This is a genomic window from Streptococcus sp. Marseille-Q7087, assembly GCF_965111935.1.
Genome location: NZ_CBCOPJ010000001.1, coordinates 592613 through 612997 on the forward strand (window position 1 = coordinate 592613; position 20385 = coordinate 612997).

18 protein-coding genes and 1 tRNA gene are annotated in these 20385 nt (G+C 36.3%); 17 read left to right on the forward strand and 2 right to left on the reverse strand.

The annotated features are described in order from the left end of the window. Position 1: 1 nt before the first annotated feature. The 15 genes from vex2 (at position 2) to ACWPVF_RS03095 (ending at position 15544) form a co-directional block, all read left to right on the forward strand. Positions 2 to 649, forward strand: coding sequence for an ABC transporter ATP-binding subunit Vex2 (vex2, locus tag ACWPVF_RS03025; RefSeq protein ID WP_414307158.1), 648 nt, complete (start codon positions 2 to 4; stop codon positions 647 to 649). A gap of 55 nt (positions 650 to 704) precedes the next feature. Continuing rightward, a complete protein-coding gene (vex3, locus tag ACWPVF_RS03030; protein ID WP_414307157.1) occupies positions 705 to 2084 on the forward strand; it encodes an ABC transporter permease subunit Vex3 in 1380 nt (459 codons plus the stop codon). A gap of 71 nt (positions 2085 to 2155) precedes the next feature. After that, entirely contained in the window at positions 2156 to 2812 is a 657-nt protein-coding gene (locus tag ACWPVF_RS03035) for a response regulator transcription factor (RefSeq protein WP_414307156.1), read from the forward strand. Further along, a complete protein-coding gene (gene vncS, locus ACWPVF_RS03040; RefSeq protein WP_454384617.1) occupies positions 2809 to 4128 on the forward strand; it encodes a sensor histidine kinase VncS in 1320 nt (439 codons plus the stop codon). Before ACWPVF_RS03035 ends, vncS begins: the two co-directional genes overlap by 4 nt. 147 nt (positions 4129 to 4275) lie before the next feature. Continuing rightward, positions 4276 to 5157, forward strand: coding sequence for a class II fructose-bisphosphate aldolase (locus tag ACWPVF_RS03045; protein WP_033688381.1), 882 nt, complete (start codon positions 4276 to 4278; stop codon positions 5155 to 5157). A gap of 415 nt (positions 5158 to 5572) precedes the next feature. Further along, positions 5573 to 6286: a DUF5986 family protein gene (locus tag ACWPVF_RS03050; RefSeq protein ID WP_454384619.1), complete on the forward strand. Its 714-nt coding sequence runs from the start codon at positions 5573 to 5575 to the stop codon at positions 6284 to 6286. 26 nt (positions 6287 to 6312) lie between these two features. Beyond that, positions 6313 to 7473, forward strand: coding sequence for an XRE family transcriptional regulator (locus ACWPVF_RS03055; RefSeq protein WP_454384621.1), 1161 nt, complete (start codon positions 6313 to 6315; stop codon positions 7471 to 7473). A 60-nt stretch (positions 7474 to 7533) separates the two neighbouring features. Further along, entirely contained in the window at positions 7534 to 9948 is a 2415-nt protein-coding gene (locus ACWPVF_RS03060) for an ATP-binding protein (RefSeq protein ID WP_454384623.1), read from the forward strand. A 534-nt stretch (positions 9949 to 10482) separates the two neighbouring features. Then, the gene (locus ACWPVF_RS03065) at positions 10483 to 11415 is read left to right on the forward strand and encodes an alpha/beta fold hydrolase (protein WP_454384625.1); all 933 of its coding nucleotides are present in this window, start codon (positions 10483 to 10485) and stop codon (positions 11413 to 11415) included. Between the two features lie 51 nt (positions 11416 to 11466). Further along, complete coding sequence (locus tag ACWPVF_RS03070) at positions 11467 to 12012, forward strand: histidine phosphatase family protein (protein WP_454384627.1); 546 nt, start codon at positions 11467 to 11469, stop codon at positions 12010 to 12012. Between the two features lie 270 nt (positions 12013 to 12282). Continuing rightward, a complete protein-coding gene (locus ACWPVF_RS03075) occupies positions 12283 to 13275 on the forward strand; it encodes an ABC transporter ATP-binding protein (protein WP_454384629.1) in 993 nt (330 codons plus the stop codon). A 1-nt stretch (position 13276) separates the two neighbouring features. Beyond that, on the forward strand, positions 13277 to 14095 hold the full coding sequence (locus ACWPVF_RS03080) for an ABC transporter permease (protein ID WP_454384631.1): 819 nt from the start codon (positions 13277 to 13279) through the stop codon (positions 14093 to 14095). A gap of 1 nt (position 14096) precedes the next feature. Then, positions 14097 to 14882, forward strand: coding sequence for an ABC transporter permease (locus ACWPVF_RS03085; protein ID WP_265481946.1), 786 nt, complete (start codon positions 14097 to 14099; stop codon positions 14880 to 14882). 100 nt (positions 14883 to 14982) lie between these two features. Beyond that, a tRNA-Thr gene (locus ACWPVF_RS03090) sits at positions 14983 to 15055 on the forward strand. 174 nt (positions 15056 to 15229) lie between these two features. Beyond that, entirely contained in the window at positions 15230 to 15544 is a 315-nt protein-coding gene (locus ACWPVF_RS03095; protein ID WP_414307151.1) for a hypothetical protein, read from the forward strand. A 33-nt stretch (positions 15545 to 15577) separates the two neighbouring features. On the opposite strand, the gene ACWPVF_RS03100 is transcribed toward ACWPVF_RS03095, so the two are convergent. Together ACWPVF_RS03100 and ACWPVF_RS03105 are read right to left on the reverse strand one after the other, a co-directional pair. Continuing rightward, positions 15578 to 17263, reverse strand: a complete 1686-nt coding sequence (locus tag ACWPVF_RS03100) for an N-acetylmuramoyl-L-alanine amidase (RefSeq protein WP_414307150.1) — start codon at positions 17261 to 17263, stop codon at positions 15578 to 15580. A gap of 117 nt (positions 17264 to 17380) precedes the next feature. After that, positions 17381 to 17740, reverse strand: coding sequence for a DUF3397 domain-containing protein (locus tag ACWPVF_RS03105; RefSeq protein WP_045613958.1), 360 nt, complete (start codon positions 17738 to 17740; stop codon positions 17381 to 17383). A gap of 245 nt (positions 17741 to 17985) precedes the next feature. Between ACWPVF_RS03105 and ACWPVF_RS03110 the strand changes: the two genes are divergently transcribed. Together ACWPVF_RS03110 and ACWPVF_RS03115 are read left to right on the forward strand one after the other, a co-directional pair. Then, positions 17986 to 19236: a dicarboxylate/amino acid:cation symporter gene (locus ACWPVF_RS03110; RefSeq protein ID WP_454384634.1), complete on the forward strand. Its 1251-nt coding sequence runs from the start codon at positions 17986 to 17988 to the stop codon at positions 19234 to 19236. A 13-nt stretch (positions 19237 to 19249) separates the two neighbouring features. Next, positions 19250 to 20191, forward strand: coding sequence for an ATP-grasp domain-containing protein (locus tag ACWPVF_RS03115; protein ID WP_454384636.1), 942 nt, complete (start codon positions 19250 to 19252; stop codon positions 20189 to 20191). Positions 20192 to 20385 lie beyond the last annotated feature (194 nt).

Here is a 20385-nt window from a genome sequence, read left to right on the forward strand (position 1 = left end):
TATGACTTTACTACAATTACAAGATCTTACTTATCGTTACAAGAACACTGCAGAAGCTGTATTATATAAAATCAATTACGATTTTGAACCTGGCAAGTTTTATAGTATTATCGGAGAATCAGGAGCTGGGAAGTCAACACTCTTATCTCTCTTAGCAGGACTTGATAGTCCAGTCGAAGGTGCTATCTTATTCGAAGGCAAGGATATTCGTGAACAAGGATATTCTTATCACCGAATGCACCATATCTCTTTGGTTTTCCAAAACTATAACTTGATTGATTATCTTTCTCCATTGGAAAATATCCGCTTGGTTAATAAAAAAGCTAGCAAGGATACCCTTCTTGAACTTGGTTTAGATGAAAGTCAAATCAAGCGGAATGTTCTCCAATTATCAGGAGGGCAGCAACAACGTGTTGCCATTGCTCGTAGTCTTGTATCGGAAGCGCCAGTGATTTTAGCAGATGAACCAACAGGAAACTTGGATCCTAAGACTGCTGGAGATATTATTGACCTGCTCAAATCTCTCGCTGAGAAAACAGGAAAGTGTGTGATCGTTGTGACCCACAGTAAGGAAGTGGCACAGGCGTCAGATATTACACTTGAATTGAAGGATAAGAAACTGACTGAAATTAGAAATATTAGTCATTAATCAGCTGAAAAAAACAAAATTTCTACTAAGCGAAGTAAATCTAGAAAGGAATCTTATGTTACACAACGCATTTGCCTATGTCACAAGAAAATTTTTTAAGTCTATTGTGATCTTTCTTATCATTCTCTTGATGGCTAGTTTGAGTTTGGTCGGCTTGTCTATCAAGGGTGCAACAGCCAAGGCTTCTCAAGAAACCTTTAAAAATATCACCAATAGTTTCTCCATGCAAATCAACCGCAGGGTCAACCAAGGAACTCCACGTGGTGCTGGGAATATCAAGGGTGAAGATATCAAAAAAATTACGGAGAACAAGGCCATTGAATCCTACATCAAACGGATTAATGCTATCGGTGATTTGACAGGCTATGAACTGATTGAAACGCCTGAAACCAAGAAAAATCTAACTGCAGATCGAGCTCAACGTTTTGGAAGTAGCTTGATGATAACAGGAGTTAATGATTCGGCTAAAGAAGACAAGTTTGTATCAGGCTCTTACAAACTGGTCGAAGGAGAACATTTAACAAACGATGACAAATACCAAATTCTCATGCACAAAGACTTGGCTGCTAAACATGGCTGGAAAGTTGGCGACAAGGTCAAACTGAATTCTAATATCTACGATGCAGATAATGAAAAAGGAGCCAAGGAAACAGTAGAAGTAACGATCAAAGGACTTTTTGATGGACATAACAAATCTGCTGTGACCTACTCACAAGAACTTTATGAGAATACAGCTATCACAGATATTCACACAGCTGCCCAGCTCTATGGTTATACAGAAGATACAGCTATTTATGGAGATGCGACCTTCTTTGTAGCTGGAGATAAGAATCTAGATACTGTCATGCAAGAACTAGGGTCTATCAACGGTATCAACTGGAAGATGTATACCTTGATTAAGAGTTCATCTAACTATCCTGCTCTCGAACAATCTATCTCAGGCATGTACAAGATGGCTAATCTGCTTTTCTGGGGTAGCTTAGGCTTCTCAGTCCTCCTACTTGGTCTATTACTCACACTTTGGATTAACGCCCGTCGTAAAGAGGTTGGAATTCTCCTTTCAATTGGTCTTAAACAAGCAAGTATTCTAGGACAATTTATCACAGAAGCAGTTATGATTGCTATTCCAGCACTTATTTCAGCTTACTTCCTAGCTAATTACACAGCCCGTGCTATTGGAAATACAGTTCTTGCAAATGTCACATCAGATGTGGCTAAGCAAGCTAGTAAGGCAGCCCAAGCCTCTAATCTTGGTGGTGGTGCAGAAGTTGACGGCTTTAGCAAGACTCTTTCAAGTTTAGATATATCCATTCAACCTTCTGACTTTGCTATCATCTTTGTACTTGGCTTGGTTCTAGTAGTACTAGTTATGGCACTTGCTTCCAGCAATCTCCTCTTTAAACAACCAAAAGAACTCTTGTTGGATAGTGAATAAAAAAACCTGCTACCTATTCTCACTCAAATGAGATATAATATAGGTAGCATTTTTGATAGAAAAGGATTTATATGAAAATTCTAATTGTAGAAGATGAAGACATGATTCGTGAGGGAATTAGTGATTACTTGTCGGATTGTGGCTATGAAACGCTTCAGGCTTCAGATGGTCAAGAAGCTTTAGAGCAGTTTTCGAACCATCAAGTTGCTCTGGTTCTCTTAGATATTCAAATGCCTAAACTCAATGGTTTAGAGGTTTTGTCAGAAATCCGAAAAAGTAGTCAAGTTCCTGTCTTGATGTTAACAGCCTTTCAGGACGAAGAATATAAGATGAGTGCCTTTGCTGCATTAGCAGATGGTTATTTGGAAAAGCCTTTTTCTCTATCTTTGTTAAAAGTACGAGTGGACGCCATCTTTAAACGTTATTATGATACTGGTCGTATTTTTACCTATAGAGACACCCAGGTAGACTTTGACAGCTATAGCGCCAAAGTGGCTGGTCAAGAGGTCGCAGTGAATGCAAAAGAACTGGAAATCTTAGATTATCTGGTCAAAAATGAAGGTCGAGCCTTAACACGGTCGCAGATTATCGAAGCTGTATGGAAGATGACAGATGAGATCCCTTTTGACAGAGTGATCGATGTCTATATCAAGGAACTACGGAAAAAATTGGATTTAGACTGTATTCTTACCGTGCGCAATGTTGGTTATAAATTGGAGAGAAAATGAGACGTTCAGGTTTATTTAAAAAAATTTTTATCTATACCTTCTCGGTATTTTCTACCTTGGTCATTTGTTTGCATTTGGCCATCTATTTCCTCTTTCCATCGACCTATCTCAGTCACCGTCAGGAGAGCATAGGTCTCAAGGCTACCGAAATTGCACAATCCCTCCAAGGAAAGGACAGTCAAACTATCCAGGAAGTCCTTGAACTCTATTCTCAAAGTAGTGATATTAAGGGATCCATCCAGGGTGAGATGACCCAGGATAAGTTGGAGGTTAAGGACAATCTTCCCATTGATAAAGAACGACAAACGGCCTCCTTGGTCATTGAGGAAAGAGAAGTTCAAACTAAGGATGGGAAGACGATGACCTTACAGTTTTTAGCTTCTATGGATTTGCAGAAAGAAGCAGAAGATATCAGTCTTCAATTTCTGCCTTATACTTTGTTAGCGTCTTTCATCATTTCGCTCCTCATCGCCTTTATCTATGCTAGAACCATTGTTGCTCCTATTTTGGAAATCAAACGAGTGACTCGACGGATGATGGACTTGGATGCAGAAGTTCGCTTGCGCGTGGATTCTAAGGACGAGATTGGGGATCTCAAGGAACAAATCAATAGCCTCTATCAGCATCTCTTGACCGTTATTGCAGACTTACATGAAAAGAATGAAGCCATTCTCCAGCTAGAAAAAATGAAGGTTGAGTTTTTGCGAGGAGCTTCCCATGAGCTTAAGACACCTCTTGCTAGTCTGAAGATTCTTCTGGAAAATATGCAAGCCAATATCGGACGTTATAAAGATAGAGATTATTACCTTGGAGTTTCTCTAGGAATTGTGGATGACTTAAGTCACCATGTCCAGCAAATTCTATCCCTTTCTTCGGTACAGGAATTGCGAGATAAGAAGGAAGAAATCAATCTTCTGGATATGACCAATCTTCTATTGAAGGACTATGACTTGTTAGCCAAGGAGAGAAAAATCTCAGTAGAGAACCAACTAACTGATCAGCACGTTTATCTAAATCCTTCAGTACTCAAGCTGATTCTTTCCAACCTTATCAGTAATGCGGTGAAACATTCTATCCAAGGTGGCTATCTAAAAATTGGTTCAAAAGATGGTTGGATGTTTATTGAGAACACCTGTACACCTGAGGAGCAAGATAAATTTGAACAATCCTTCACATCCTCTAGTCGACAAAGCAAGGGAGCTGGTTTGGGACTCTTCGTAGTTAAAAGTTTATTGGAAAATGAAGAAATTGACTATCGATTTGAACGCTATGAAGACCACTTAGCCTTTTATATGAACCTACCTAAAGACCTATAAAATTAGGACTTTGAGGAGAGTTCCATATTTTTAGATAGAAGAAATTCAATCTAAACTACAGGAAAAACTAGATTTTTTTGTCAAAAAGTGATAAAATGAACAATGTAAATGGGATGTCCCATAAAAATATACAGGAGGCCTGATAAAATGGCAATCGTTTCAGCAGAAAAATTTGTCCAAGCAGCTCGTGACAACGGTTATGCAGTTGGTGGATTTAACACAAACAACCTTGAGTGGACTCAAGCTATCTTGCGCGCAGCAGAAGCTAAAAAAGCTCCAGTTTTGATCCAAACTTCAATGGGTGCTGCTAAATACATGGGTGGTTACAAAGTTGCTCGCAACTTGATCGCTAACCTTGTAGAATCAATGGGTATCACTGTACCAGTAGCTATCCACCTTGACCACGGTCACTACGAAGATGCACTTGAGTGTATCGAAGTTGGTTACACTTCAATCATGTTTGACGGTTCACACCTTCCAGTTGAAGAAAACCTTAAATTGGCTAAAGATGTAGTTGAAAAAGCACACGCTAAAGGTATCTCAGTAGAAGCTGAAGTTGGTACTATCGGTGGTGAAGAAGACGGAATCATCGGTAAAGGTGAATTGGCTCCAATCGAAGACGCTAAAGCAATGGTTGCTACAGGAATTGACTTCTTGGCAGCTGGTATTGGTAACATCCACGGTCCTTACCCTGCAAACTGGGAAGGTCTTGACCTTGACCACTTGCAAAAATTGACAGAAGCTCTTCCAGGCTTCCCAATCGTATTGCACGGTGGATCAGGTATTCCTGATGAGCAAATCCAAGCAGCTATCAAACTTGGTGTTGCTAAAGTTAACGTTAACACTGAATGCCAAATCGCATTCGCTAACGCAACTCGTAAATTTGCTCGTGACTACGAAGCAAACGAAGCAGAATACGACAAGAAGAAACTCTTCGATCCACGTAAATTCTTGGCTGACGGTGTAAAAGCTATCCAAGCATCAGTTGAAGAACGTATCGACGTATTCGGTTCAGAAGGTAAAGCTTAATCTAGCTGAACAATACAGATGAAACCTGCCCATTGGGTGGGTTTTTTGTGTTTCTTTTATAGAGAATGTACTTAAGACTACTACATCCAAAGTTGCTAAACGAATGTAATTTTTTACAATGATTCTAAGATTACCCTTAGCGAACGAATATAACAGCTTTACACCTGTTTTCAAAGGAAATCACTGCCTTTCCCAAAGTAAATTGGAACACCTAATTTTTAGGAATACAGAGTAGCTAAATTAATGATAGAACTTTCATTCAAAATAATAATATGATTTTTCTAGTTTCGTGATCTAAGTAGTAAAAGTATCCAAATAGATAAGGGAGATAAAAAATAATAATAAAAACCAATAATAGTTGACTTTTTTGAAATAAAATCTTAAAATAAGACTATAAAATTAAACGAGGTACTCTATGGAAAATTTACCAACCCAAATCTTTAAGTTTGCTCAAGTATTTTCAACAAGTCACAAGAGAGATATTGAGAAAATATTTTATGATAATGAGTTTGAAACTAAGAATAGTCTACCAATTTTAACTTGGGATTTTATTTATCGTGATATTGTGAATACCGCTAAAGTAAATGATTTAATATCACCCACTATGTATATGGGGGCTCTGTGGACGGCAAGAGGAGTAATTATTGAGGGTGTTCTATATGTTTTTATGATGAAGAAAAGATTTGAAGATGTAACTGATAAATACGAAAAGCATCACTATCTTACTTGTATAGCACGTGCGAAAAATTCTCATTTAAATGGAAAAGAAGACGGTAAACTATCCATTGAATTATTTAATGACCTGGATGATGATGGGTTGAGTGATTCACAAATTGAACAATCGAAGAAATTATTGGGAGATCATTATAATTCGATTGATGAGATTAGGGTTGTTACCTTTGATAAAAAAACTAAAGAAGTGATTGTTAATCAGGTAAATGCCTTTTGTGAATTTATTGATGCTGTAAATATCACAGAATTTGATTTTACAAAACTTGAAGAAGATGGACGTGGAAATAATCCTGAAAAACCTCTTGTTGCATTGAAATCTGACGTACAGAAACAATTGGAGTCACAAAAGCATGTTAGTCTTCCTGTTGAAAAGAAGGAAGAGAATACTAAATTATAATATTTTATATAAAACAGGAGTAAATAATGCTTCAGATTAGTTTTAATGGTGCTCGCTTAAAAGAGGCAAGACTTTTTAACAAAAAAAGTATTACTCAGATTGCAGAGTTTTTAAACGTTTCAAAACAAATGGTTTCTAAATATGAAAAAGGACGTGCAACGCCAAGTGAAGAATCGTTAGAAATATTGGAAAAGAAATTAAAGTTTCCGAGAGATTTCTTTTTTGGAAATGATAATTTTAGCTTAAGTTCTACAGGCACATTTTTTAGAAGTCGTTACACAGCGACTCAAACAGAAAAAATGCCTGCAGAAATAAATAAAAACTATGTTGCTTTAATAAGAGATTATTTGGGAGAATTTATTGATTTTCCAAATCTTGACTGGGATCTTTCTGGTTTAGACTATACTCCACAAGAATACGCAAGCTACATAAGAGAGAAATGGGAACTTGGAGATAAACCAATTGATAACTTGTCGTTGTTGATGGAAGAAAAAGGTTTTGTTATTTCTAGAATAGACACTCAGAGTGATAAGGTTGATGCTTTTGGTTCTGCTGTTAAAGTAAATAATAATGAATATTATGTTGTTATGTTAGAAGGGACAGAGTATTCATTCTATCGTCAGCAGTTTAGTTTAGCCCATGAATTAGGACATTGGTTAATGCATGAAAATTGTAAGTCGCCTCAAGACATGGGAGCAATTGAATATAAGAAAATGGAAGACGAAGCGAATGAGTTTGCGGCTGAATTTCTATTGCCAATGGATTCGTTTAAAGCTTCTCTCATTGGGCATGAAAATGATCTAGAGTACTACAGGTATCTAAAAAGAATTTGGCAAGTCTCAATTAGTATGATGATAATGCGTGCTAAGTCATTGAATATCATAGATTCCAATGAGTATACAAACTTGTATAAGAAGCTTAGTTACAGAGGTTGGAGAAAAAATGAGCCCTTAGACTCAACGAAATTGATTAGTAATCCTCTATCTTTAAAACAGTCAGTAGAGCTATTAGTGGAAAATAGAATTGTGATGGATATATCTGCTGATATTTATAGAGTATACAATAAATTGTTGCCGAATTTTTTAATTGAGGATTTGTGTGGCTTAGAGGCAGGATATCTTGATGAACTGAATGATAGGTATCCAAATATTATTAGTCTTACTAAAGAAAGAATAAGAAGAACATAGAATAGTCCGAAGCATATTATGTGATTAAACATTTGTAGAGATTTTAGAATTAGGAGAACTATGGATATTGGTATTCGTGCTGATGGCATGACAACATCAGATTTTGAAAATTTTGCCATTGAAATTGTAAAGAAAAAATTTGATAATAGTAGTTTACATGGATTTAAGGAAGGAAGGGATGATGGTATTGACGGCATTGATGATATTGCTTCTCCCTCTCTCGTTATCCAAGCTAAACGCTGGCAAGTAACAAAAAATCATGCTACAGCTGTAAAACTTTTGAAAGAGGAAATTGATAAGATTGCTCTGACTAAAGAAAAATATGGTTGGAAAAATGATTTCAATTATGTTATTGTTACAAGTATGAGCTTATCTCCTGCAAACTTAAAGGAGATACGTGATTACGCAGATACAATAATTCCTAATGCTATTCCAACTGATGATTATATTATATTCTCTTCTACGTTAACAACTCTTTCCCAACATAAAGAATATAGTGAGATTTTTATAAAGTATGGATTGCTAGAGAAAGATATAACAAATGTTTTGAGAAATATTAAGTTTAAAAATATAGAAGCGGAATCAAAAGACTATTTTTCAGATTTTGATGCTCACTATTTTGTTGAAACACGTTTTCTAGGAGAAGCTTATCATATTTTACAAAGGGAGCATATTTTATTAATTCAAGGGCCAGCTGGAATTGGTAAAACAACAACTTGTTCAATGCTTGGAAATCTATTTTTAAATAATAATAAGAATATCTTTGATATCATTATGCGTAGAGTAGAAGATATTAATGAAGTTCTTAGATTATATAATGAAAATTATCGAGATAATGAGGATAGAAATCTTTTTGTCGTTTTTGATGACTTCTTGGGGCGTAATGAGTTTGATGTTGGAGAGAGGGTGTTACAAGATATAAAAAAATTATATTCGGCCTCTACTAACACCAATAACCTTTTTATTTGTTTAAACTCTCGTACTCAAATTCTTCAAGATGCAACATTGATAAATTTTGAGTTTCAAAAACTAATAAATGAAAAATTTTCAGAGGAAAGAAGATTTATTATTGATCTATCTAAGTATTCGGATATAGAAAGAGCTCATATCTTTAGGAAAGTTTTTGAACGAAAAGCAGATTATCTTGACATCGATGACAAGAAAGAACTTGTAGAAAAATATAACAATCTTATTGGAAAGGATTGGAAGAAAATTGTACGACACCGAAATTATTTTCCTAGGTCAATAGAATTAATAGCAAATAATTTCAAGGAAGCTAGCGGAAGTTTTTATGATTATGTAATGTATTATCTTGACCATCCCAATCAGCTTTATAATAATTTATTCGATAATCTGAAGATTGAAGAGAAATATTTGCTATTTTCTTTATTACAATTCGATGCTTATCCTGTTGAAGAAGAGTGGTTAATAAATTCACTTCATACTTTGGAACTTAATCCAATATTTGATTTTCAGAAATCGTTAAAAAAACTAGACGGCTCATGGCTAGCTTTTACAAAGGAAAGCTTTGACAGTATAAGTAAGGTGGACTTTTTTAATCCTAGTATTATTGACTTTTTAAATGATAAATTAAAAGAGTATCCCAATATAACCCAAAAATTAACTCAGAATTCTATTTATCTTCATCAATTATGTAAAGGATGTGGTAGTTATATTTTAGGTGAATTAACTGACACACAGGCTATGTTTTTTAGTAAACTATTAGCTAACTGGAACAACTTCAAAGATAAAGATGATTTTATTGGCGAAAAAATTCTATCCATTATATATTTAAATCAATTTTCAAAATTTAAGACTGATTTTGAGGAGTTGCTGAGAATATATGATGGGCGGAATAATTTAAATATTTATCAGAATGGGTGGAGTAATATTATTAGTCAGATTTATTTTTCTGATAATAAAGCAATGAAAAGAGTATTCCTGAGTATTCTTGATGATAAAAGTGTTTTAGATAAGCTAGTAAATAGTCCTTATCTTGATTCGGAAGAACTAGATGCTATTGTAAATACAATAAGTGAGATAATTTATGAGGTAAGTAAAGCAGATGATGATTATCAAGAAGGTTCTTTAAAAGAGATGTACTGCTATAGCGTTTTTAGACAGAAAAAAATTGAGTTACTCCAAGATTATTTAGACAGTAGCAGCACTTTGGAAAAGGAAGACGTTGATTGTACTAATGACCCAGATGGCTTTGATTTGGATTGGGAAGTTGAAGAACAAATATCAGAATTTGAAAATAGAATAACAGAGCAGTTATTAGGGGGGGTCTATGAATGGGATGATATCTCAGTAGAAAATTTTGATTATTCAAGTTTACAATACCATCTTGAAGAATATTTGCAGTGGAAATATGATAGCATTTCATACGCAGATGAAGCCTATGATAGATGGAGAGATTCTCAACTGGAAGAAAGGGTGACATTAGAAAGCATTTTAAACAAACCACTGTTATAGTTTAGAAAGTAAGGTGCTAGACTAATCTCAGAAGTCACTAGAATCTTACAGACACAACCTATTTTTTGTACAATAATATTCTGAAAAAATAAAATAATGTAGTATTGGCTTTTTAGTTTCATTCTTGTGTTTTAGTCTCCACATTTGTATTTCACAAAATCAGTTTACAAAAGGAAAATGAATTACTAACATCTAATGAATGTCTTTGATATCAGAAAACGATTTTACTTAGTTCACATGGGAATTTGATAGGAATACTACTACATCACTTTGATTCCAGTTTTGATTATTAAAAATGGGAGCAGATGACCTTTCCAGATTGTTTTCTAATTGATAGAAATGGGATTGTGAAAAGAATTATGAAAGATTAGTGCTTTAATTAAATAGTGAATCATATTAATCAAAATAGTTTGATTTTTATAATTGGTAACCTGCCCATTGGGTGGGTTTTTTGTTTCTGGATATATACAGATTATACTGGAAAATTCTTAAACTTAAGTTGCTAAAAGAGTCTAATTTTTGTACAATAATGCTATGAAAATACTGAAAAAATGGTGTCTAGGGCTTCTTAGTTTCATTCTTTTGTTTTTAGTAGGGACATTTTTCTATCACAGAATCAGTTTACAAAAGGAAAATAAATTCTTAACACCTATGGGACAAACAGTTCTTGTCAATGGGCATCAAATGAATGTTTATGTTCAAGGTGAAGGATCTGAGACGATAGTGTTTCTATCAGGTGCTGGTATTGCTTCACCTATATTAGACTTTAAGAATCTAACAGATTCCCTATCAAAGAATTATAAAATTGTCGTAGTTGAGAGAGCTGGCTATGGTTATAGTGATGATAGTAATCAATCCAGAGATGTGATGGAGGTTTTATCTGAAACTCGTCAAGCTCTTTCTCAGTCTAATGTCACAGGGCCTTTTATTATTCTATCTCATTCCATGGCTAGTCTTGAGAGTCTGGCTTGGCAGGAAAAGTATCCTGATGAAGTGAAAGCCTTGGTTGGTTTGGATTGGGCATTACCAGCAAGTTATGAGGATTTAAAGGATAATCAGGCCTTGCTTACTGTGGTTTATTGGAGCAGTAAGATTGGCTTATTACGCTATTTCCCTGAGTCCTTTTATATAAAAAATCTAACTCTGACTGAAACTGAACGACAACAGTATAAACTCCTAGCTTATAAACAGTTGATGTCGCAAGCCATGCTAAATGAATCCAATTTAGTAAAGGAGAATGCTAAGAAAATAGGAAATTCAATTCATTCTAAAATTCCTGCCTTACTCCTGGTTTCTAACGGTGAAGACACGACCTTTAGCCAATCAGAATGGCAACATTATGCAGAGAGATTTGCAAGCGACCAGTCTAATGTTCAAGTCATCTATATGGATGCGCCTCACGAACTTTATCATTATCAAAGCGATGCTATTGTTTCTCGCATTATAGAATTTTTAGAGAATAATTGAGGGCTTAAAAATCCATTGAGACTGATGATAATAATTGAAAGGTAATGACTTATGAATAATTCTTATATTTTACTTAGACATGCTCATTCAAGATTTTCAAGTGATGATTTTAATAGAACTTTGTCAGAAAAAGGATTTTCATCTCTTAATCAGTTAGATTTTTTGAATTCTTTTAATATTGATTATTATTTTTCTAGTCCTTATAATCGAGCATTTGAAACGATTAATAGCTCGCCAATTCAATTTGATAAAATAGTTCTTGATAATCGGTTACGAGAGCGAAAATTATCTTCAACCTTTATAAAAGATTCTGAGTTTGAAGACAGTATTAAATATTTATGGCAAAATCCCAGTGAATCACTTTCAGAAGGGGAATCAAATCAAGATGCACTAGCTAGAGTACTAAATTTTTTAATTGAATTGGAAGAGAGATACTCAGAAAAAACGATTTTACTTAGTTCACACGGGAATTTAATAGGAATACTACTACATCACTTTGATTCCAGTTTTGATTATGAAAAATGGGAACAGATGACTTTTCCAGACTGTTTTCTTATTGATAGAAATGGGATTGTGAAAAGAATTATGAAAGATTAGTTCTTTGATTAAATAGTGATTCATATTGATCAAAATAGTTTGTCTTTTTACAATTCGTAGACTGCCCCTAATGGTAGGTTTTTTGGTGTTTTAAGAGAGAAATCTCTAATTTCATAATCTATAAGCAAACGCTTGCATTCCTTTTTTTATTGGATTATAATAGGTTGGTATAAATCATTCTGTAATAATATTGAGAAAGTGTAGAAAGTAAGGATTTAGAATATTTGTAGTCAAAAATACAATGTTGTTTCTTACGATAGGGAGATAGATATGGCAATGATAGAAGTGGAACATCTTCAGAAAAATTTTGTGAAGACTGTTAAGGAACCGGGCTTGAAGGGGGCTTTGCGCTCCTTTATTCATCCTGAAAAGCAGACTTTTGAAGCGGTCAAGGATTTAACCTTTGAAGTTCCAAAAGGACAGATTTTAGGATTTATCGGGGCAAATGGTGCTGGGAAGTCAACCACCATCAAAATGCTGACAGGAATTTTGAAGCCCACATCTGGTTTTTGTCGGATTAACGGCAAGATTCCACAGGACAATCGCCAAGATTATGTCAAGGATATTGGAGTCGTTTTCGGACAACGCACCCAGCTATGGTGGGATTTGGCACTACAAGAGACCTACACGGTTTTGAAGGAGATTTACGATGTGCCAGACTCGCTTTTCCATAAGCGCATGGACTTTTTGAATGAAGTTTTAGATTTGAAGGAATTTGTCAAGGATCCTGTGCGGACTCTTTCACTAGGTCAACGGATGCGGGCGGATATTGCGGCTTCCTTGCTTCACAATCCCAAAGTTCTCTTTTTAGATGAACCGACTATTGGTTTGGATGTGTCGGTCAAGGATAACATTCGACGTGCTATCACCCAGATAAATCAGGAGGAAGAGACAACTATTCTCTTGACTACTCATGATTTGAGTGATATTGAGCAACTCTGTGATCGGATTTTCATGATAGACAAGGGGCAGGAGATTTTTGATGGAACGGTGAGCCAGCTCAAGGAGACCTTTGGCAAGATGAAGACGCTCTCCTTTGAACTGGTACCAGGTCAAGGTCATCTAGTTTCTCACTATGAAGGTTTTTCGGATATGACAATTGACAGACAAGGAAATAGCCTCAACATTGAATTTGATAGTTCACGCTACCAGTCGGCGGACATTATCAAGCAAACCCTGTCTGATTTTGAAATCCGCGATTTGAAGATGGTGGATACGGATATCGAGGATATTATCCGTCGCTTCTATCGAAAGGAGCTCTAAGATGGTCAAATTGTGGAGACGTTATAAACCCTTTATCAATGCAGGTGTTCAGGAATTGATTACCTATCGAGTCAACTTTATTCTCTATCGGATTGGCGATGTCATGGGGGCTTTTGTGGCTTTTTATCTTTGGAAGGCTGTCTTTGACTCATCGCAGGAGTCCTTGATTCAGGGTTTCAGTATGGCAGATATCACCCTCTACATCATCATGAGTTTTGTGACCAATCTTCTGACTAGATCGGATAGCTCCTTTATGATTGGGGAGGAGGTCAAGGATGGTTCCATCATCATGCGATTGTTGCGACCAGTGCATTTTGCAGCCTCCTATCTTTTCACTGAGCTTGGTTCCAAGTGGTTGATTTTTATCTCTGTTGGACTTCCATTTTTAAGTGTCATTGTGCTGATGAAAATCTTATCTGGACAAGGAATCGTAGAAATGTTGGGCTTAACTGTTCTTTATCTTTTTAGCTTAACGCTGGCCTACCTGATTAATTTTTTCTTTAATATCTGTTTTGGGTTTTCAGCTTTTGTGTTTAAAAATCTATGGGGTTCCAATCTCCTCAAAACTTCCATAGTGGCTTTTATGTCTGGAAGTTTGATTCCTTTGGTTTTCTTTCCAAAGGTGGTTTCAGATATTCTCTCATTCTTGCCTTTTTCATCCTTGATTTATACCCCAGTCATGATCATTGTTGGGAAATACGATGCTAGTCAGATTCTTCAGGCCATCTTGCTCCAGTTCTTCTGGCTCTTAGTGATGGTAGGTTTGTCTCAGTTGATTTGGAAACGAGTCCAGTCCTTTATTACCATTCAGGGAGGTTAGTATGAAAAAATATCAACGCATGCATCTGATTTTTATCAGACAATACATCAAACAAATCATGGAATACAAGGTGGATTTTGTGGTTGGTGTGCTGGGAGTTTTTCTAACTCAAGGCTTGAACCTCTTGTTTCTCAATGTCATTTTTCAACACATTCCATCACTAGAAGGTTGGACTTTTCAAGAAATCGCCTTTATCTATGGATTTTCCTTGATTCCTAAGGGATTAGATCATCTCTTTTTTGACAATCTCTGGGCTTTAGGTCAACGACTAGTTCGAAAAGGGGAGTTTGACAAGTATTTGACTCGTCCTATCAATCCTCTCTTTCACATCCTAGTTGAGACCTTTCAGATCGATGCCTTGGGCGAGCTCTTGGTTGGTGGTATCCTACTGGGAACAACAGTGACTAGCATTGCTTGGACTCTTCCAAAATTCCTGCTTTTCCTAGTTTGTATTCCTTTTGCGACCTTGATTTATACTTCCTTGAAAATCGCGACTGCCAGCATCGCTTTTTGGACCAAGCAGTCAGGCGCCATGATTTACATTTTCTATATGTTTAATGATTTTGCCAAGTACCCCATTTCCATTTATAATTCAGCTCTTCGTTGGTTGATCAGCTTTATCGTGCCTTTTGCCTTTACGGCCTACTATCCTGCTAGTTATTTCTTGCAGGACAAGGATGTCTTCTTTAACATTGGAGGTTTGATTTTGATTTCCCTAGTCTTCTTAGGTATTTCCTTGAAACTCTGGGACAAGGGCTTGGATTCCTACGAAAGTGCAGGTTCTTAAGATGAAGAAACTCAAAGCCTTGTCTCAGGACAGGCTTTTTCAAATAGAGATGAAAATTCCTTGACATCCATCCTCAGAGTGCTATACTGTAAGTGTAATCGCCGATTTAGCTCAGTTGGTAGAGCACCGCACTCGTAACGCGAAGGTCACAGGTTCGATCCCTGCAATCGGCAAAGTGAAGAAGCTCATTAGGGCTTCTTTTTTTCTTTTTATAAGATTCTAACCACATAGTCTATCATAACTACCACATAGACAAAAGCTGTTGTTTGTGATTTTTATTTCTGTTATAGTAGTAACTGTCAAAGGGAGACAAAGCTTCCTAACAAATTAGAAAATGAGGTAATATTATGAAAAAAGTATTAGGTATCGGATTGTTAGTAGTTGCAGCAGTAGTCTTGTATTTTGGTTTTGTTGGATGGCCAAGTTTGGATGTTAACATCTGGGCACTCTTTCCAGTAGGTCTATTTCTATTCTTTACTCTTGAAAATCTAGTGAAAAAAGATTATAAAGCTAGTCTCATGTGCTTGATTATTGCTTTTATTATTGCAAATGCTATTCTTGATATTTTGCCACTTTCAAGTGGGTTGGTAATCGGTGCTGGTGTTCTGGCTTGTGTGGGGATTGGTTTCCTCGTTCCAGAAACTAATAAGAAAGAAGAGTAACAAAAAGTCTCGAGATTTCTCGAGACTTTTTCTTTATTGACCTGCGTAATATTTTTGAATACCTTTGACAATCCCTGCTACCAATCTATTTTGATAAGCATCACTGCGGACTTGTTGATTTTCATTGAAATTGTCAATATATCCCAATTCCAATAGAACGGCTGGTTTGTCAGTTTCTCGAAGGACCGCAAAACTACTTTGTAGGAGTCCTGCATCCTTGGCACCAGTTTCAGCTAGGAGTGAAGAGTGGATATCAGCAGCAAGGCGATTGCTTTCACTGATACGGTCTGGATGGTTATGCCAGTATGGATTGATCTTAGAAGGATAACCTGCAGCTTCTTCATAAGAATAAGTTTGAATTCCAGAACGATTGGAAACAGGACTTCCACTGGCGTTAAAATGAATACTGATAAAGATATCTGAGTCAGTATTATTAACCATTTTTGAACGCTCGGTGACAAAGTCGACAAAAACATCACTATCTCTTGAAGAAAGAACAGTATAGCCGAGACCTTCAAGCTCCTTGCGTAGTTTTTGGTAAACTTGCATATTTAGTTCTTTCTCAGTGATGTTATAATAAGATGCACCGGGGTCTTTACCGCCGTGTCCTGGATCTAGGAAGATGATATTGTTATATTTACCCTTTTTAAAACCACGACTTACAGAAGTTTCACCAATCCATTTCCCATTGCTTTGGAATTGATGAGTTTGTCCATTGATCTTATGGGTCCCTGTAACATAGACTCCATTTTCATCTACATAGTAGCGAGCTTTATAGTAGCTGTCGTCAATCCATTCGCTCTTAGCCATGTAGCCACCAGCTTTGAGGTAGTAAGATCCAATCCATTCACGCGCTGCGTATACACCACCTGACTTCAAATAAAACCAACTATTGTAATTTTTATCGAAAATCCATTCTTTTTCAGCCATTGCACCACTATCTTTTAGATAGTAGCTACCTTGCCATTGGTTGCTTGCCATGATGGCATCTTTGTTAAAGTAGTACCAGGTACCACCAATTTTATCCCATTTATTTTTGATTAATTTACCAGAAGCAAGGGCATAGTACCATTGTCCATCTTGTTTGACCCAAGAATTCTCAGCCATGGCGCCACTATTGGTAAAGAGATAACCGTCAAAAATGGTGTTGCTGAGCATGACTCCGTCTTGATCAAAATAGTACCAGACACCACCGATTTTTTCCCATTTTTGTTGAGAAATTTTTCCATAAGCGTTAGCGTAATACCATTTATCTTGGAGTTTACTCCAACCATAATCGACCATAGCCCCGCTACTAGTCAGGATATATCCGTCAAAAATAGTATCGTTCAGCATGATGCCATCTTTGTTGAAGTAGTACCATTTTCCTTGAATTTTTTTCCAGTTAAGAACAGGGGCATTATTTTCAAAGAAACGCCAGTGGTTTTCCTCTAATACCCAACCTTCTTTTTTGACTTCTGGAGCCTTGTCTTCCTCTTTCTTAGCTGGAGTTTCACTTGGATTTGTTGTAGAAGTTGTTGGTACGCTTGAACTTGCGTCAGTTGAGTGAGCAGTTTCCTTAGTTGAAGGTTCCTTCTTTTCGACCTTATCAGTTCTTGTATTCTCTTGAGTTGTTTCTACCGTTGTAGTTTGTACTTTACTTTCTTCAGCTAAAGCTGGGTTTGTTGCAAATCCTAGATAAGTAAGCGTGATGGCGCTTGCCAAGAGTGTTTTTTTCACTTTTTTTATCTCCTATTTTTTTTTTTAATAATCTCTTTTTAAAAACGTCATTAGAAAAGCACCTCATATAGAACCTTGAGTCGCCAACTATTGAGGTGCTGGCAAAATTTATAGTAGTTATTTCATCATGAAAATTTGAACAATCATGATGATGTAGATGAGCAATGTAAGTAGAAATCCAGCTCTCCAAAAGAATTTAAGGAATTTTGGATAATAAAAACTACGTTTTTTTCTCAAAAAGAAAAAGGTTAGAACGATAGCGAGCAAAGATAACGCTGTTCCCAAAATGGGAAGTTGATTGTGTGTAAAAACCTTAGCACTGATATAATAATATTCAAAAATCAGAAAAGGAAAAGCCAAATCAGCAGCATTGATACCTCTTTTCTTTAACTTAAAAAGTCTGCTTAGAATAATCGACAGAGCCAAGGTTAGTACCAAAAGCAAGACGGAAGAGAGTTTCATTAAAATCATAACAATATTGTATCATAAAATTTTGAGAATAGAAAAGTAAATTCCTTGATTTATCACTGTTTAATCAAAAAGTCATTAGTAAGAAACAGATTTTATACTTCCTTCTTGTTTAAAATAAATCGTGTATTTGATATGATGATAGTTTGAGTCTTCATTATAAATCTTTTTTATGGTGACCATAGAAAAAATATATTAGTCAGAGGAGAAGAATAGTAGTAGAATGAGTAGCAAATAAAACAAAGGAGTTTCTTATGAAATTAGTTACGTTATGGTCAAAACTCTCACTAGGCATTCAATTATTGGTGGCTTTGGTCTTAGGTGTTATCGCTGCGGTCATCTGGCCACAATTTGCAGGCTTTTATCAATTTTTAGGTCAAGCCTTTATTAAATTAATCAATATGGTTATCATTCCGCTAATCTTCCCAACCATCGTTGTTGCAGTAGCTGGAGTTATCGGAAAAAAATCTTTTGGAAAAATCTTGACCAAGAGTTTGGTTTACTTTTTTGCCATAACAACTGCCATTACGCTCTTGTTTGTTTTCTCTAGTTACTATTTGGGATTTGGACAAGGTGTGAACATTGGTCAAACTGGTGGGAACCTTGATGGGATTGCCAACAATGTCAAGTTCAGCGAATTTTTGCTTGGTTTCATTCCATCAAATATCGTTAAATCTCTTTCAGATGGTGCTCTATTGCCAATTATCGTTTTTGCAATCTTTCTTGGTTACGGAATTGGGAATCTTAAGTCTGAGAAATCTCAGAAGATTATTGAAGGTTTCCAAATCTGGATTGAAGCCATCTACAAGATTGTTGCAGTAATTATCAAATTATCACCGATTGGAATTTTTGGCTTTATTGCCAAAGACGTTGCAACGACTGGTGTTGATAAATTGATTGGACTTGGTCAATTTGTAATTGGAACTTATTTGGCTTATGCTGTATTGGTTCTTCTTATTTTCCCTTTGATTGCTTTCTTCTTTAAAGTACCGTATTTGACAGCCTTTCGTGAAAATTGGAGTCTCTTGACTCTAGCTTTTGTTACGGGTAGTTCTAGTGTTGTCTTGCCATCCCTTCTTAAAGATTTGAAAAAACAGGGCCATGACGAGCATACAATTGATTTAGTTGTTCCTTTAGGATATACTTTTAATTTAGAAGGAGCAGCAGTTTATTTCTCAGTAGCGACAATCTTTATCGCGCATGCCTACGGCATTCAATTTTCTTTATCAAGTCTCTTGTTTACTGTTTTATTGTTGACCTTGATTGGAAAAACTGCAGCAACTGTGCCATCAGGGGCTATCGTGGTTCTATTAGCAGCAGCACCTCAACTGGGATTGCCAGTTGAAGGAGTAGCCTTAATCTTTGCAGTTGATTTCTTTGTCAATGCTGGTCGTACTATGATCAATGTTTTGGGTCAAATCTTAACAGTCAGCGTTATCGAAAAAACAGAAGGATATATTTTAGAAGAAGAAAAGGAAAGCCAATTATCAGTCAGCTTTTCTTAAGGAGATATGAATAATGAGTGAAGCAAAAGTTTATGTAATTCATGAGAATCTTGAATGGACCCAGCATTTGGTCAAATGGTTGGAAGAACTAGAAGTCCCTTATGAACTGTGGGATTTGTCTAGTGGAATTTTGGATCTGCAAAGTCCACCGCCACAGGGTATCTTTTACAATCGCATGTCTGCATCCTCTCACACTAGAGGACATCGCTATGCGCCAGAATTTACTGAGCAGATAATTACTTGGTTAGAAGCACATGGACGCAAGGTTGTGAATGGAACAGGCGCTATCAACCTAGAAATCAGTAAAGTCAAACAATATTTGAAGTTAAACGAGTCAGGTATTGAAACGCCTGCGACAGTTGCAGTTTTGGGCCAAGAAAATATCATTGAAGCAGCCAGAAAATTGAACATCTATCCATTGATTACCAAACACAATCGAGCAGGTAAGGGATTAGGCGTTCAACTCTTCCAAAATGAAGAGGAGCTTGAAGCTTACGTCAATAGTCCCCTCTTTGAACCATCAGTGGACGGGATTACCTTGTTACAAGCTTACATCAAGCCAAGTGATGGACGTATCCGTCGTTCAGAGTTTATCAATCAAAAATTCCTCTATACTGTTTCGATCGATTCTTCAGATGGATTCCAACTGTGCCCAGCAGATGGTTGCCAAATCGGCAAGAGACCAGAGCAACTAGAAACGTCTGAAAAATTCCAGATTACAGAACCTCTACCAGATGACCGAAGAGAAGTTTATGAGAATTTCTTGAAAAATGCTCAGATTGAAGTTGCGGCGATCGAATGGGTTCAATCAGAGAGTGGAGACATTTATGTCTATGATGTAAATACCAACACCAACTACAATCCTACCGCAGAAAAAAATGCCAATATTTTTGCTCACCAACATTTGGCTCACTATCTAAAAACAGAATTGCAAGCCATCACTAGTGGACAATAAAGTAGGACATTCAAAAATCCCCCAGTATCAAATGACTGGGGGATTAATTTGTTTATACTCTTCGAAAATCTCTTCAAACCACATCAGCTTCCATCTGCAACCTCAAAATAGTATTTTGAGCTGCCTTCGTTAGTTCTATCCACAACCTCAAAATGGTGTTTTGAGCAACCTGTGGCTCGCTTCCTAGTTTGCTC

What these genes read in the sequence shown, in the direction of transcription:
- vex2 (WP_414307158.1), top strand. Translation starts at nt 2, where the DNA reads ATGACTTTACTACAATTACAAGATCTTACTTATCGTTACAAGAACACT.
- vex3 (WP_414307157.1), top strand. Translation starts at nt 705, where the DNA reads ATGTTACACAACGCATTTGCCTATGTCACAAGAAAATTTTTTAAGTCT.
- ACWPVF_RS03035 (WP_414307156.1), top strand. Translation starts at nt 2,156, where the DNA reads ATGAAAATTCTAATTGTAGAAGATGAAGACATGATTCGTGAGGGAATT.
- vncS (WP_454384617.1), top strand. Translation starts at nt 2,809, where the DNA reads ATGAGACGTTCAGGTTTATTTAAAAAAATTTTTATCTATACCTTCTCG.
- ACWPVF_RS03045 (WP_033688381.1), top strand. Translation starts at nt 4,276, where the DNA reads ATGGCAATCGTTTCAGCAGAAAAATTTGTCCAAGCAGCTCGTGACAAC.
- ACWPVF_RS03050 (WP_454384619.1), top strand. Translation starts at nt 5,573, where the DNA reads ATGGAAAATTTACCAACCCAAATCTTTAAGTTTGCTCAAGTATTTTCA.
- ACWPVF_RS03055 (WP_454384621.1), top strand. Translation starts at nt 6,313, where the DNA reads ATGCTTCAGATTAGTTTTAATGGTGCTCGCTTAAAAGAGGCAAGACTT.
- ACWPVF_RS03060 (WP_454384623.1), top strand. Translation starts at nt 7,534, where the DNA reads ATGGATATTGGTATTCGTGCTGATGGCATGACAACATCAGATTTTGAA.
- ACWPVF_RS03065 (WP_454384625.1), top strand. Translation starts at nt 10,483, where the DNA reads ATGAAAATACTGAAAAAATGGTGTCTAGGGCTTCTTAGTTTCATTCTT.
- ACWPVF_RS03070 (WP_454384627.1), top strand. Translation starts at nt 11,467, where the DNA reads ATGAATAATTCTTATATTTTACTTAGACATGCTCATTCAAGATTTTCA.
- ACWPVF_RS03075 (WP_454384629.1), top strand. Translation starts at nt 12,283, where the DNA reads ATGGCAATGATAGAAGTGGAACATCTTCAGAAAAATTTTGTGAAGACT.
- ACWPVF_RS03080 (WP_454384631.1), top strand. Translation starts at nt 13,277, where the DNA reads ATGGTCAAATTGTGGAGACGTTATAAACCCTTTATCAATGCAGGTGTT.
- ACWPVF_RS03085 (WP_265481946.1), top strand. Translation starts at nt 14,097, where the DNA reads ATGAAAAAATATCAACGCATGCATCTGATTTTTATCAGACAATACATC.
- ACWPVF_RS03095 (WP_414307151.1), top strand. Translation starts at nt 15,230, where the DNA reads ATGAAAAAAGTATTAGGTATCGGATTGTTAGTAGTTGCAGCAGTAGTC.
- ACWPVF_RS03110 (WP_454384634.1), top strand. Translation starts at nt 17,986, where the DNA reads ATGAAATTAGTTACGTTATGGTCAAAACTCTCACTAGGCATTCAATTA.
- ACWPVF_RS03115 (WP_454384636.1), top strand. Translation starts at nt 19,250, where the DNA reads ATGAGTGAAGCAAAAGTTTATGTAATTCATGAGAATCTTGAATGGACC.